This is a genomic window from uncultured Aquincola sp., assembly GCF_964001545.1.
GTDB lineage: Bacteria > Pseudomonadota > Gammaproteobacteria > Burkholderiales > Burkholderiaceae_C > Aquincola.
Genome location: NZ_CAXFDV010000430.1, coordinates 1 through 12,257 on the forward strand (window position 1 = coordinate 1; position 12,257 = coordinate 12,257).

14 protein-coding genes and 2 pseudogenes are annotated in these 12,257 nt (G+C 69.9%); 8 read left to right on the top strand and 8 right to left on the bottom strand.

Translation table 11 applies throughout. From position 1 onward, the window contains the following. Positions 1–70 precede the first annotated feature (70 nt). The gene (locus tag ABNT58_RS14575; RefSeq protein ID WP_348754184.1) at positions 71–1,009 is read left to right on the top strand and encodes a tripartite tricarboxylate transporter substrate binding protein; all 939 of its coding nucleotides are present in this window, start codon (positions 71–73) and stop codon (positions 1,007–1,009) included. A 10-nt stretch (positions 1,010–1,019) separates the two neighbouring features. On the opposite strand, the gene ABNT58_RS14580 is transcribed toward ABNT58_RS14575, so the two are convergent. Further along, a complete protein-coding gene (locus ABNT58_RS14580) occupies positions 1,020–1,655 on the bottom strand; it encodes an FMN-binding negative transcriptional regulator (protein ID WP_348754185.1) in 636 nt (211 codons plus the stop codon). 310 nt (positions 1,656–1,965) lie between these two features. Here ABNT58_RS14580 and ABNT58_RS14585 point away from each other — a divergent pair. Next, positions 1,966–2,568, top strand: a pseudogene (locus ABNT58_RS14585) (methyl-accepting chemotaxis protein); the annotation flags it as partial. Positions 2,569–2,587: 19 nt separating this feature from the next. On the opposite strand, the gene ABNT58_RS14590 reads toward ABNT58_RS14585, so the two are convergent. Both ABNT58_RS14590 and ABNT58_RS14595 read right to left on the bottom strand, forming a co-directional pair. Next, positions 2,588–3,067, bottom strand: a complete 480-nt coding sequence (locus ABNT58_RS14590; RefSeq protein WP_348754186.1) for a VOC family protein — start codon at positions 3,065–3,067, stop codon at positions 2,588–2,590. 81 nt (positions 3,068–3,148) lie between these two features. After that, positions 3,149–4,435, bottom strand: coding sequence for an MFS transporter (locus ABNT58_RS14595; RefSeq protein WP_348754187.1), 1,287 nt, complete (start codon positions 4,433–4,435; stop codon positions 3,149–3,151). Between the two features lie 212 nt (positions 4,436–4,647). Here ABNT58_RS14595 and ABNT58_RS14600 point away from each other — a divergent pair, with 212 nt between their 5' ends. Beyond that, on the top strand, positions 4,648–5,727 hold the full coding sequence (locus ABNT58_RS14600) for a hypothetical protein (protein WP_348754188.1): 1,080 nt from the start codon (positions 4,648–4,650) through the stop codon (positions 5,725–5,727). 17 nt (positions 5,728–5,744) lie between these two features. Here ABNT58_RS14600 and ABNT58_RS14605 read toward each other — a convergent pair whose 3' ends face one another. Together ABNT58_RS14605 and ABNT58_RS14610 are read right to left on the bottom strand one after the other, a co-directional pair. After that, complete coding sequence (locus tag ABNT58_RS14605; RefSeq protein ID WP_348754189.1) at positions 5,745–6,155, bottom strand: 4-oxalocrotonate tautomerase family protein; 411 nt, start codon at positions 6,153–6,155, stop codon at positions 5,745–5,747. 47 nt (positions 6,156–6,202) lie between these two features. Next, the gene (locus ABNT58_RS14610; RefSeq protein ID WP_348754190.1) at positions 6,203–6,625 is read right to left on the bottom strand and encodes a MarR family transcriptional regulator; all 423 of its coding nucleotides are present in this window, start codon (positions 6,623–6,625) and stop codon (positions 6,203–6,205) included. A gap of 188 nt (positions 6,626–6,813) precedes the next feature. Here ABNT58_RS14610 and ABNT58_RS14615 point away from each other — a divergent pair, with 188 nt between their 5' ends. Together ABNT58_RS14615 and ABNT58_RS14620 are read left to right on the top strand one after the other, a co-directional pair. Next, a complete protein-coding gene (locus ABNT58_RS14615) occupies positions 6,814–7,248 on the top strand; it encodes a hypothetical protein (protein WP_348754191.1) in 435 nt (144 codons plus the stop codon). A 24-nt stretch (positions 7,249–7,272) separates the two neighbouring features. Further along, positions 7,273–8,058, top strand: a complete 786-nt coding sequence (locus ABNT58_RS14620) for a PEP-CTERM sorting domain-containing protein (RefSeq protein WP_348754192.1) — start codon at positions 7,273–7,275, stop codon at positions 8,056–8,058. Between the two features lie 9 nt (positions 8,059–8,067). On the opposite strand, the gene ABNT58_RS14625 is transcribed toward ABNT58_RS14620, so the two are convergent. Beyond that, positions 8,068–8,412, bottom strand: a complete 345-nt coding sequence (locus ABNT58_RS14625; RefSeq protein WP_348754193.1) for a hypothetical protein — start codon at positions 8,410–8,412, stop codon at positions 8,068–8,070. 195 nt (positions 8,413–8,607) lie between these two features. On the opposite strand from ABNT58_RS14625, the gene ABNT58_RS14630 reads away from it, so the two are divergent. Further along, the gene (locus ABNT58_RS14630; protein WP_348754194.1) at positions 8,608–9,666 is read left to right on the top strand and encodes an endonuclease/exonuclease/phosphatase family protein; all 1,059 of its coding nucleotides are present in this window, start codon (positions 8,608–8,610) and stop codon (positions 9,664–9,666) included. On the opposite strand, the gene ABNT58_RS14635 is transcribed toward ABNT58_RS14630, so the two are convergent. Continuing rightward, the gene (locus tag ABNT58_RS14635; RefSeq protein ID WP_348754195.1) at positions 9,650–10,249 is read right to left on the bottom strand and encodes a DedA family protein; all 600 of its coding nucleotides are present in this window, start codon (positions 10,247–10,249) and stop codon (positions 9,650–9,652) included. The two genes, ABNT58_RS14630 and ABNT58_RS14635, sit on opposite strands and share 17 nt — an antisense overlap. Before the next feature lie 40 nt (positions 10,250–10,289). On the opposite strand from ABNT58_RS14635, the gene ABNT58_RS14640 reads away from it, so the two are divergent. Continuing rightward, positions 10,290–11,237, top strand: coding sequence for an ABC transporter ATP-binding protein (locus tag ABNT58_RS14640; RefSeq protein WP_348754196.1), 948 nt, complete (start codon positions 10,290–10,292; stop codon positions 11,235–11,237). Next, positions 11,234–12,004 carry an ABC transporter permease gene (locus tag ABNT58_RS14645; RefSeq protein WP_348754197.1) on the top strand — a complete coding sequence of 257 codons (771 nt, stop codon included), beginning with the start codon at positions 11,234–11,236 and terminating at the stop codon, positions 12,002–12,004. The genes ABNT58_RS14640 and ABNT58_RS14645 overlap by 4 nt, the downstream gene beginning before the upstream one ends. Here ABNT58_RS14645 and ABNT58_RS14650 read toward each other — a convergent pair. Then, positions 11,994–12,257, bottom strand: a pseudogene (locus tag ABNT58_RS14650) (alkane 1-monooxygenase); the annotation flags it as partial. The gene ABNT58_RS14645 and the pseudogene ABNT58_RS14650 overlap by 11 nt on opposite strands.

A 12,257-nucleotide genomic window follows, 5' to 3' on the forward strand; every position in this document is an offset into this window, starting at 1 on the left:
ACCGGAGACTCCCATGACCACCCCCTTGACGCCCCCCACCCGACGGCGGTGCCTTCAATCCCTGCTGGCCATGGCAGCCACCGCGGCCGCCGGCCTGCCCGCCGGCGTGCGTGCGGCCGACAGTGCGGTCACGCGCCTGGTGCTGCCCCATGCGGTGGGCTCGGGCGTGGACGCCATCGCACGCGCGATGCAGGGCGCGCTGGGCAAGGCCCTGGGCACGGCCATGATGGTGGACAACCAGCCCGGCGCCGGCGGCATCGTGGGCCTGCAGCAGCTGGCCCGCGCCACGCCCGACGGACACACGTTGAGCCTGGTGAGCAACAACGTGGTCATCCTGCCCAGCGTCTACAAGTCGCTGCCGTTCCAGATGCCCGGCGATTTCACGCCGGTGGCGGTGTGCGGCACCACGCCCATGGTGCTGGTGATGCACCCGCGCTGGCAGGTGACCGACGCGCCCGGCCTGCTGGCCCTGCTCAAGGCCAAGCCGGGCGAGCTGACCTATCGCTCGGGCGGCAACGGCACCATCCTGCACCTGGCGGCCGAACTGCTGCTGGACGAGACCGGCACCCGGGCGCGCCACATCCCGTACAAGGGCGTGGGGCCGATGGTCACCGACCTGGTGGGCGGGCAGATCGACTTCGCGGTCGTCTCGCTGCCCAGTGCGCAGCCGCACATCCGCAGCGGCGCGCTGCGCGCCATCGGCATCACCACGCCCGAACGGGTGCCGGCCGCCAAGGACATTCCCACCTTCGCCGAGCAGGGCCTGACCAACTACGTCGTGGATGCGTGGTTCGCCCTCATCGGCCCCAAGGGCCTGCCGGCGCCGGTGGTGCAGCGGCTGCATGCGGCGCTGGCCACCACCTTCAGCCAGCCCGAGGTCAAGGAGATGATGGACCGGCAGGGCAACGTCATCCGCCTGGGCACGCCCGAGCAGGCAGCCGCCTACTTCCGCAGCGAGGTGGACAGGTACGCCGCCATCGTGCGCAAGGCCAACGTGCGGCTGGATTGAGGCAGCGCCGCTACCGGCCCCGGGCCGCCTCGCGCATGGCCTGCGCCAGGCCGACGTTGCCCACCCGCTCGGCGCCCTGCGCGGCGCCGTCGCGGTCGCGGGCTTCCTTGTTCTGGCTGAGCTTGCGCTTGCCTTCCATGCGGGTGACCAGCACCTCGATGCCGACGATGGCCTTCAGCATCGAGTCGATGTAGTCGGCCGGCGCATCGCCCATCTTCCAGGGGCGGGGCTCGGCCGCTTCGTGCTGGCGCGTCAGGCGGGCCACCAGGCCGCGCACGAAGCGCTCGTCGTCACGCACGCGCAGCGTGCCGTGCACATGCACCGCCTCGTAGTTCCAGGTGGGCACCTGGCGGTGCGTCTCGTGCTTGCTGGGGTACCAGTTGGGCGAGATGTAGCCCGCCTGCCCGCGGAACACCACCAGCACCGGGCTGCCGCTGGCCACGCGCTGCCACACCGGGTTGGCCCGGGCCACATGGGCCGTGAGCAGGCCCTGCCCGCCTTCGGCCGCGGCATCGAAGGCAAACGGCAGGTGGTCGGCGTCCAGGCCGTCGGGACCGTGGGTGACGAGCAGGCCCAGCGGATGGTCGTGCAACAGGCGGTGCAGCAGCTCGGGCTGGTGTTCGGCGAAATGGGCGGGGTTGTACATGGCAGGCAGCAGCAAGGGTGCAGGGCCGCACTGTCGCATGGCCGCGGCTTGCGCCAGATCAAGCGACGGCCAGGTAGGGGCCACGTCGGCTCAAGCGCGGGCGCCTCGGCACCGATGAGACCGTCTTGCTCCAGAAGTACCCATGCACCGAGCCGCGTGCGCAAAAGCAGGCCGAGGTGGACAGCGCCGCCGCCGGCCTGACCGCCGCACTGCCCGAGATGCACGACGCCGAGCTGCAACGCCGCGCCACGCAGCTGGCCGCCGACGTGGCCGGCAAGCAGGTGACCGGCGCGCAAAGCTCGGCCCGCCACATGCACAGCATGCCGACGCACTGGCGCGCCGTGCTTCCGGCCTGGCGGCCGATGGTGGCCGGTTGTTCGAGCAGGTGGTGGCCACCATGCAACGCATCGACGGCAGCAGCCGCCGCATCGCCGACATCCTGGACGTGATCGACGGCATCGCCTTCCAGACCAACATCCTGGCCCTCAATGCCGCGGTGGAAGCCGCCCGCGCCGGCGAGCAGGGCCGCGGCTTTGCGGTGGTGGCCGGTGAGGTGCGGGCACTGGCCGGCCGCAGCGCCGAAGCGGCGCGGCAGATCAAGGGCCTGATCGGCGAAAGCCGCGACACCGTGGACCAGGGCACGGCGCTGGTCAGCCAGGCGGGCCAGTCGATGCAAGGCATCGTCGGCGCCATCGGCGAGGTGACGGCGCTGGTGGCCGGCATCAGCACCGCCACGCAAGAGCAAAGCAGCGGCATCGGCCAGGTGGGCGAAGCCGTGTCGCAGCTGGACCGCACCACGCAGCAGAACGCCGCGTTGGTGGAAGAGTCGGCCGCCGCGGCCGACAGCCTGCAGCAGCAGGCCGGGCAGCTGGTGGCGGCGGTGTCGGTGTTCAGGCTGGCCGAAGCGGCCTGACAGCGCGCCGCCGGCGCGGTCAGCCCCTGCGTGCCGCCTCGATGGCGGCGACGTCGATCTTGCGCATCGTCATCATGGCCTGGAACACGCGCCGGGCCACCGCCGGGTCGGGGTCGGTCACCGACTCGATCAGCACCCGCGGCGTGATCTGCCACGACAGGCCCCAGCGGTCCTGGCACCAGCCGCAGTCGCTCTCGCGGCCGCCGTGGCCCACGATGGCCTGCCACAGGCGGTCGGTCTCGGCCTGGTCCTCGGTCATCACCTGGAACGAGAACGCATTGCTGTGCGGCACGCCGGGCCCGCCGTTCAGGCCCAGGCAGGCAATGCCCATCACCGTGAAGTCCACCATCAGCACGTCGCCTTCCACGCCCGAGGGGTAGTCGCCCGGTGCGCGGTGGATGGCCTGCACCCTGCTGTCGGCAAAGGTGTCGGCATAAAACTGCGCCGCCTCGACGGCCGTGCCGTCGAACCACAGGCACACGGTGTTCTTGGGTCTCATCGCAGCACTCCTTGCACGGGCCGGCAAAGGCGGCGCCGCTGCGTGCATTCTTGCGGGCGCGCCTGCGCCCGCAAGCTGTGTTCAACCCTGGGTGGCGCGGCCGGCGGCGGGTGCTTCGGTCACCGCTTGCAACGACCGCAGCGCGCGCGAGCCAAAGCCCGCCAGGCAGCCGGCCGCGCCCAGCAGCCCCATGCCGATGAACAGGCCCCGGATGCCGATCCACTCGCCCACCGGCAAAGCCAGCGCCAGGCCCACCGGCGCGGCCAGGCCCACCAGTGCGCTGAGCAGCGAAAAGGCCCGGCCTTGCAGTTCATTGGGCACGCTGAGTTGGATCAAGGCCACCAACGGCGTGTTGCCGGCCACGAAAGCCAACCCGGCCAGGCCCCACCACAGCGGCGCGACCGTGGCCAGCGCAGCGGGCGTGAAGGCCATGCCGGCCAGCGCCAGGCTGCACAGCGCAAAGCCGCCCAAAATCCACGGCACCTGCCGCCGCGGCGCCAGTGCCGTCATCAGCAGGCCACCGGCCACCATGCCCGCGCCCAGAAAGCCCTGCACCGCCGCCACCTGCGCCGGCCCCTGGCCGAAGTGCTGCTTGACCAGCAGCGGCACCAGCGTGAAGGCCGGCATCACCAGCAGCATCACCCCGGCCAGCAGGCCATACAGCTGGCGCAGCCCGCGGTGGTGGCCGATGTAGCGCAGGCCTTCGGCCAGGTCGTGCAGCACGGTGCTGCCCGCCCCGGCGCCAGCCCGCACCGGCTGCGGTATGCGAAACACCAGCAGCGACCCGATGGCCACCGCCGCCGTGAACACGTCGATCGACAAGGCCCAGCCCAGCGGCATCAGGCCCAGGGCCAGCGCGCCCAGCGGCGCAGCCACGATGGCGGTGATGCCCTGCAAGGTCTGGCTGAGGCCGGCCGCCCGCGGCAGAAAGCTGCGCGGGACCAGCATCGGCACGCTGGCGGCTGCCGCCGGCGATTGAAAGGCCTGCATCGCACTGCGCACGGCCATGGCCGCATACACCTGCCACAGGCTGATGCCGCCCGAGGCGAAGAGCGCGATCAGCGCCACGACGCAGGCCGCACTGACGGCATCGGCCAGCATCATCAAGGCCCGGCGGCTGTAGCGGTCGGCCAGTGCACCGCCCAGCGGGCTCAGCAGCGCCTGCGGCAGCAGGGCCGCGATGCCGGCGGTGGCCACCGCACCCACGCTGCCGGTGCTGTCGGTGATCCACCAGAGCAGTACGAACTGCGTGAGCTGCGAACCCAGCAGTGACAGCGACTGCCCGATGAACACGGCGCAGTAGCGCAGCTTCCAGGGGGCGGGGGCGGAATCAGGTTGAGTGGCGGCAGCGGCGTCGGGCAAGGTCATGCGGGTGGGCGTCCATCGGCCCGACGCTGCAGGCAGCGAAGGGGCCGGGCGAGTCTCGCACTCCCTGGTGTGGTGCCGGAGGCAGGCCGGCCAGCCCTCTGGTTACACGATTCGAGACGTAAACCTTCGTTTCAGGGGGTGTCTGCAGTGTGGGTCGCCCCGATTGCCCCAGGGGCCGCACAAGCAACACACCGTGAAAGGGAAGGGACACCATGAAGGCAACAACTTCGGCCTGGCTGCTGGGCATGGCAGCAGCATTGACAGCCTGTGGCGGCGGCGGGGGCGGCGGAGGCGGCTCCAGTGCCGTGCCGGCCGGCGGCTCGGCAAGCTTGCCGGCGGATGGCGGCACCGCGCCCGCGCCCGCGCCCACGCCCACGCCAGACACGACGCCTGCGCCGACGCCCACGCCGGCCACCACCAGCACCACCCCGGTGACCGACGTGCCCGTACCCACTTATGCCGCAGACTCGGTGGAAGCCGGTGTCTTCCGTGTGCTCAACGACGAGCGCAGCCGTTGCGGCTTCGGCAAGGTGGCGCAGAACGCGAAGCTGGACACGGCCGCCGCCGCCCACACCGCCTACCTCGCTGCGCGGTGGAACGAAAGCCTGGCCAGCAGCGGCGCCATGGAAGACGCCGGCCGCAGCGGCTACACCGGCGCCACCCCGATCGAACGTGCGTCCCGCGCGGGTTATGCGGCCCCGGTGGGCGAGTACCGCAGCTACCACGCCATGGGCGCCGCCAAGGACTACAGCAACGCGCTGGTGCGCACCATGCTGGCTTCCGTCTATCAGCAGGTCGGCATGCTGGATGGCCATCGCGACGTGGGTGCGTCGGTCGGCTTTGCGACGCAGTTGCTGCCCATGGCCATCCTGACCTGGGTCAACGGCACGCCGCAAGGGGTGCCGCTGCAGAACAACGCCGAGGTCATCACCTACCCGTGCGAAGGCAGCAGCGGCGTGCAGCCTTATGTGTATGGTGAAAGTCCGGACCCGTTCGCGGGCCTGGGCATTGCGCTGGACCGGCAGGTTGGCCAGCCCATCTACGTGCGCGCCCCGGCCGGCCAGAGCCTGCGCCTGACCAGCGCCACGGTGATCGACGCCAACGGCACCAGCGTGCCCGTGGCCCTGTACCACGCCGAGCAGGACCCGCAACACCAGCTCACGGCGTCACAAGCCTTCGTGGTGCCGCGCATGCCGCTGGCCGAGGCCAGCCGCTACAGCGTGCAGGTGCAGGGCACCAGCAACGGCGTGCCCTTCAGCCGGCAGTTCAGCTTCTCGACGCTGAAGTTCTGACGCTGGCCCACCGCCCGTCATCCAGCCGCCGCCAGGCGCTGCTGGATGTACCGGTGTTCCTGCGTCAGGCCGCCGTAGCCGTAGGCCTGCTCACGCACGTCGTGCACGTGGATGTAGCTCTCTTCGTGCAGCGGGCCCAGCAGCTCCTGGAAGGCCGCGAAGCAGGCCGCGATGTACGCGGCCTTTTCGTCCTTGGTGTTGGTGCCGTCCACCACCTTGATGTCGAAGTAGAAGCTGCTCAGCCCCTGCTCGGCCAGCGTGCGGCCACCCACCACCCAGTGCTCCGGCGGCACGTAGTCGACGGTGATGGCGGTCAGGTCGCGCCGTTTGCGCAGGATGCGGGTGGTCAGGGCCAGCAGGGTGTCGGCGATCTGGCGGGTCAGCTGGGGGTCGGCCGGCCGGCTGACCTTGACGTTGATGATGGGCATATCGTTAGCTCTGCAACTATTTGGGTAAAAAAAGGGGCGGTGGAGCGTCAGGCGTTCTTGAGGGCGTCGCACACCTCCTTCACCTTGCCGACGGTCTCGGTGAACGTCTGCTTGCCGATCAGGCGCTGGATGCGCTGGGTGACGGCCGCACTGGCCTGGTTCAGCGCTGGCTGCAATTCGCGCGCGGCATCGGTCGGCTGGATGGACCAGTGCCGGCCGTCGGTGGGCAACAGGGTGCGCTGCACCAGGCCCAGCGCCTGCAGGCCGTCGAGCAGGCGGGTGGCGGTGGGGCGGGTGATCGTCAGCTGATCGGCGATCTGGTGCTGCGACAGGCCCGGCTGGGCCAGCACCAGCCGCAGCATGAAAGCCTGCGGCGGCGTCAGGCCGAAGGGCTTGAAAGCCGCCGACCACAAACGCTCCACCACACGGGCGAGCGAGGCGGTGTTGAAGTAGAGGCAGTGGTCGAACATGGCCCATGCTAGCGTCAGATGGTTAGCCATGCAACTGGTTGACCCACGGGCGCTCGCACGCGGACGCGGGACCTCGCGCATTGTCAGGTTCGGGTATGCCCCAGCCGGCGCCTTACCCAAACGGGTAGCGACGGACCGCAGGGGTGCCCCTGACACTGCCCTGCAGCAGTCCACCACAGGTGTCGATCATGAGCAGAACCGCCTTGCCTCCCGTGCCCTCGTTGAGCGTCGTCGCGTTGAGCGTGGCCGCACTTTTCCAACCGGCCACCGCGGCCGACTACGTGTGGCAAGGGGGTGACGGCGCCTGGCTGGACGCCAGCCGCTGGACCTTGCTGGGCGTGCCCGGCGCAGGCGACACGGCAACGATCAACGGCACGGGTAGCGGCGCCGTGCAGCTCAACGACACGCGCAGCCTGGACCGCCTGACGATGAACGGCGGACGCCTGGGCGGCAACGGCACGCTCAACACCGGCAGTCTCGTCTTCAACAGCGGAAGACTGGGCGCCACCTCGTTCGGCACCGGCGGCACGGTCAACGTGGCCGGCAGCGCCACGTTCGACGGCGCCGGCGTGCAGGGTGTCGCGCTCAGCCAGCAGCTGAACCTCTACGGCAACAGCACCTGAAGCGCCGGCAACGGCCGGCTGGAGGTGGACGGCGCCTACAGCGCAGGCAACAGCAGCTACCCGGCCGCGCAGCTGCTGATCGGCAGCGGCACCACCTTCACCGACCAGGGTGCAGCCGACCCCAACGGCTTCAAGGTGCTGGGCGGGGGCAATGCCACGGTGGTGAACAGCGGCACCTATGTGCGTGGCGGGCTGGGCACCACCGAGGCACGAGGCCTCAGCAACGCAGGGCTGGTGGACCTGGCCCAGGGCACGCTGGCGGTCAACGAAACTTTCACCAATACGGGCACGCTGAACGTCCGGGCGGGCACCGTGCTGCAGGGCCTGAGCGGCTCGCTGCGCAACGGCGGGCTGCTGCAAGGCGACGGCATGGTGCGCAACGCGTTGGTGAACACCGGCACCGTGACGCCCGGCGGCCTGGGCACCGCCGGCCACCTGCAGCTGGACGGCGACCTCACGCTCCTGGGCGCCGGTGCCCTGCGCATCGACCTGGCCGTCGCCGCGCATGACCTGCTCAGCATCACCAGCGACGTGCGCCTGGGCGGCAGCTTGCAGATCTGGGCAGCGCCCACGCTGCAACTGCACACGGGTGACAGCCTCGTGGTGGCCACCTACGGACAGCGCCTGGATACGTCCACCTTCAGCGAGGTGCAATGGCTGGGCGTGGGCGCCAACCCCTTCAGCGTGGAGTACGGCAGCAATGCCCTCACGCTGCGCGTGACCAGCGCCGTGCCCGAGTCCTCGACCACGCTGATGCTGCTGCTGGGCCTGGGCGTCGCCCTGCCCGTGCTGCGCCGTCGGCGCGGTTGAGGCGCCGGGTCAGGCCGCGTGGCGCGGCGCCGGCTGCATGCGCTCGAAGCCGGCCGCGTGGGGCACGGGGCCGCCCGACGCGGCCAGGAAGTCTTCATACGACAGCGCCACCTCGATGGCGGCGGCCAGCTGGCGGGCCGTCAGCAGCATCAGACGGTCGGGCGCCGCGACCAGGGTGCCCGCTTCGCTCAGCAGCGCCACGGTCCATTGCAGGTGGCGCAGCTGCGCACGCGGGCAGTCCGTGGGCGCCAGCAGCCCTTTGAGCAGGCAACGCACCCCCTCATGGATCTGCAGCCGGCCGTCGACGATGCGCACGTCGGTGAAGGGGGTGGGGATGGGGCGGGAGGATGACACGGCTTTCTCCGGACTGGCGGGGCACGGGGCACATGCCCCGCCTGCATTCTGGTCAGCCGTCCTGCGGCCGTGAGGCGGAACAGCGGGGTGAAGCCGGCGGTTCTCGAATCAGCATTTGCTGACAGCCAAACCGCCGCCGCCGCTGCAAGATGCGACGGGCCGTGGCGCACCGCCAGCGGCAAGGGGAGCAGTGACTTGAGCAGCGCACTCACGGCAAGCATCACGACGGCGGGCGTGGCCCTGGTCGCGGCCACCGCCCTGCCCCTGTGGCGCCGCCAGAGCTGGTGGGTGCGCATCTTCGACTTCCCGCGACTGCAGATCGCGGGCCTGCTGTTGCTGGTGCTGGGGCTGCACCTGGCGCTGCTGCCGCACACCCCTGCCGCCTGGGTCTTGCGGGCCTTGATGCTGGCCTGCCTGGGGCTGCAGGTGCGGCGCATCCTGCCTTACACCCGGCTGGGGCGGCGGCAGGTATTGGCCACCACGATGGCCGAGCCGAAGGAGCCGTTGCGGTTGCTGTTTGCCAATGTGCTGCAGCCGCAGCACCACCACCAGCAACTGCTGCAGAGCATCGAGGCGGCCGGCCCCGACGTGGTGCTGGCGCTGGAAACCGACGACTGGTGGCGGCAGGCCTTGTCGCCGCTGGAGCGCAGCCACCCGCACACCGTGCTGCTGCCCCAGGACAACACCTACGGCATGCTGCTGTATTCGCGCCTGCCGCTGCACGACGTGGAGGTGGCCTACCTGGTGGAGTCGGACGTGCCTTCCATCCATGCCACGGTGCGGCTGGCCGGTGGCAGCCCGGTGCGGCTGCATTGCCTGCACCCGCGCCCGCCGGCGCCGGCCGAACATCCCGATTCGGTGCCGCGCGATGCCGAGCTGCTGGTGGTGGGCCGCGCCATCCGGCAGAACCCGATGGCCACGGTGGTGATGGGCGACCTGAACGACGTTGCCTGGTCGCACACCAGCAGCCTGTTCCGCCGCATCAGCGGCCTGCTGGACCCGCGCTGTGGCCGCGGCTTCTTCAACACCTTCCATGCGGCGCACTGGCTGGTGCGCTACCCGCTCGACCACTTCTTTCACTCCAACCACTTCAAGCTGGTGGAGTTCAAGCGGCTGCCGCGATTTGGTTCTGACCACTTTCCGGTGTACATCCACCTCAGCTGCGAGCCCGAGGCTCAGGCCGTGCAGCCCAAGGCCCATGCCGATGGCGCCGACCGCCAGGAGGCGGCCGAGAAGATCAACGAAGCGGCTTGAAGCGCAGCACGCGCCATAGGTAGGTCACCAGCGCCAGGGCCAGCACGCCCTTGGCCACCGGGTCCAGCCAATGGGCCACGGCTTCATAGTTGTCGCGCAGCAGCAGGCCCACCGCGGCCAGCGCGCCGGTCCACACCAGCGTGCCGGCGGCCGACCACAGGAAGAATCGACCGAAGGGCATGCCGGTGACGCCGGCAGGCGCCGAGATCACGCTGCGCAGCCCCGGCACCAGCCGGCCGAGGAACACCGCCACATGGCCGCGGCGGTCGAACCAGCGGTCGGCCCGCTCCACGTCGTCGGGCGACAGCGTGAGCCAGCGGCCATGCCGCCCGGCCCATTGCTTGAGCCGTTCGTCGCCCACCCAGCGGCCCGCGAAGTACCAGGGCAGCGTGCCGGCCAGCGAGCCGATGCTGCCCGCCACCACCACGCCCAGCACGCTCAGTTCCCCCTGCGCGGCCGCATAGCCGGCAAAGGGCATGATGAGTTCTGAGGGGATGGGTGGGAACACGTTTTCCAGCAGCATCAAGGCTGCCACCGCCCAGTAGCCGTGCTCTTCGATGAGCTGGATGATCCATTGCGCCATGGCGCCAGCACAGCCAACGGCGTGCCCGTACCATGCGGTGATGCAGCCCACACCCCATTCGCCCGCGGTCTCCATCCGCGGGCTGACCAAGCACTACGCCAACGGCTTCAAGGCGCTCAAGGGCATCGACCTGGACATCCAGCGCGGCGAGATCTTTGCGCTGCTGGGGCCCAACGGCGCCGGCAAGACCACGATGATCTCCATCGTCTGCGGCATCGTGACTGCCAGCGGCGGCAGCGTCACCGTGGGCGGTTTCGACACCGCGCGCGACTACCGCGCCACCCGCTCGCTGATCGGCCTGGTGCCGCAGGAGCTGACCACCGACGCCTTCGAGACGGTATGGGCCACGGTCAACTTCAGCCGCGGCCTGTTCGGCAAGCCGCCCAATGCCGCGCTGGTGGAACAGGTGCTGCGCGACCTGACGCTCTGGGACAAACGCAACGAGAAGATGATGGCCCTGTCGGGCGGCATGAAGCGGCGCGTGATGATCGCCAAGGCGCTGTCGCACGAGCCCGAGATCCTGTTTCTGGACGAGCCCACCGCCGGCGTGGACGTGGAGCTGCGCCGCGACATGTGGGAGATGGTGCGCCGGCTGCGCGAGCGGGGTGTCACCATCATCCTGACCACCCACTACATCGAAGAAGCCGAGGAGATGGCCGACCGCATCGGCGTCATCCGCCAGGGCGAGCTGATCGTGGTGCAGGAGAAGAAGGCGCTGATGAAGCAGCTGGGCAAGAAGCAGCTGACGGTGGAGCTGGAACATCCGCTGGCCGCGCTGCCGGCCGAGCTGGCCGAATGGAACCTGGTGCTCAAGCCCGGCGGCCACACGCTGCAGCGTGAGTTCCTGGCCGGCGAAGGCTCGGGCGTGGCGCCGCTGCTGCGCCGCCTGGCCGAGCTGGGCATTGGTTACACCGACGTCAACACCCGCCAGAGCTCGCTCGAAGACATCTTCGTGAGCCTGGTGCATCAAGAAGGAGCACCGGCATGAGCGGTTTCAACAGCCGTGGCGTGTGGGCCATCTACGCCTTCGAGATGGCGCGCTTCAAGCGCACCGTGGGCCAGAGCCTGGTCACACCGGTGATCACCACGTCGCTGTACTTCATCGTGTTCGGCGCGGCCATCGGCTCGCGCATGCAGGAAGTCAACGGCGTGCCCTACGGCGCCTTCATCGTGCCCGGGCTCATCATGCTGTCGCTGCTGACGCAGAGCCTGTCCAACGCGTCGTTCGGCATCTACTTTCCGCGTTTCACCGGCACCATCTACGAGCTGCTGTCGGCGCCCATCTCGTACCTGGAGATGCTGGTGGCCTACGTGGGCGCGGCGGCCACCAAGTCGGTGATCCTGGGGCTGGTGATCCTGGCCACGGCCTCGTTCTTCGTGCCGCTGCGCGTCGAGCATCCGGTGTGGATGGTGGCCTTCCTGCTGCTCACCTCCATCACCTTCAGCCTGTTCGGCTTCATCATCGGGCTGTGGGCCAAGGGCTTCGAGCAGCTGCAGCTGATCCCGATGCTGGTGATCACGCCGCTCACCTTCCTGGGCGGGGCGTTCTACTCCATCGAGATGCTGCCGCCGCTGTGGCGGCAGGTCACGCTGTTCAACCCGGTGGTTTATTTGATCGACGGCTTCCGCTGGGCCTTCTTCGGCACCGCCGACGTGGGCGTGTTCTGGAGCCTGGCGGCCACCTGCGGCTTTCTGGCGGTGTGCGTGGCGGTGGTGGGCTGGATGTTCCGCACCGGCTACCGGCTCAAGAACTGAGAGCGTGAGAGTCTCTGATCTGCGCCATCGCCTGCGCCGCCAGCGTGTACGCATGCAGGCGGGCGTCGTGGTCGTAGATCTGGCTGGTGATCATCAGCTCGTCGGCCTGGGTGCGCTCGATGAAGGCCTGCAGCTGCTGGCGCACCTTCTCGGGCCCACCGATGGCGCTGCAGCTGAGCACGTCGTCCAGCATGCCGCGGGCTGGCGGCGGCAGGCTTTCCAGGTAACCCGGCTGCGGCGGCTGCAGCCGGCC

Excerpts from the sequence above, each read along its gene's own strand:
- ABNT58_RS14575 (WP_348754184.1), top strand. The coding sequence starts at position 71 with ATGGCAGCCACCGCGGCCGCCGGCCTGCCCGCCGGCGTGCGTGCGGCC.
- ABNT58_RS14580 (WP_348754185.1), bottom strand. The coding sequence starts at position 1,655 with ATGTACAACCCCGCCCATTTCGCCGAACACCAGCCCGAGCTGCTGCAC.
- ABNT58_RS14590 (WP_348754186.1), bottom strand. The coding sequence starts at position 3,067 with ATGAGACCCAAGAACACCGTGTGCCTGTGGTTCGACGGCACGGCCGTC.
- ABNT58_RS14595 (WP_348754187.1), bottom strand. The coding sequence starts at position 4,435 with ATGACCTTGCCCGACGCCGCTGCCGCCACTCAACCTGATTCCGCCCCC.
- ABNT58_RS14600 (WP_348754188.1), top strand. The coding sequence starts at position 4,648 with ATGAAGGCAACAACTTCGGCCTGGCTGCTGGGCATGGCAGCAGCATTG.
- ABNT58_RS14605 (WP_348754189.1), bottom strand. The coding sequence starts at position 6,155 with ATGCCCATCATCAACGTCAAGGTCAGCCGGCCGGCCGACCCCCAGCTG.
- ABNT58_RS14610 (WP_348754190.1), bottom strand. The coding sequence starts at position 6,625 with ATGTTCGACCACTGCCTCTACTTCAACACCGCCTCGCTCGCCCGTGTG.
- ABNT58_RS14615 (WP_348754191.1), top strand. The coding sequence starts at position 6,814 with ATGAGCAGAACCGCCTTGCCTCCCGTGCCCTCGTTGAGCGTCGTCGCG.
- ABNT58_RS14635 (WP_348754195.1), bottom strand. The coding sequence starts at position 10,249 with ATGGCGCAATGGATCATCCAGCTCATCGAAGAGCACGGCTACTGGGCG.
- ABNT58_RS14640 (WP_348754196.1), top strand. The coding sequence starts at position 10,290 with ATGCAGCCCACACCCCATTCGCCCGCGGTCTCCATCCGCGGGCTGACC.
- ABNT58_RS14645 (WP_348754197.1), top strand. The coding sequence starts at position 11,234 with ATGAGCGGTTTCAACAGCCGTGGCGTGTGGGCCATCTACGCCTTCGAG.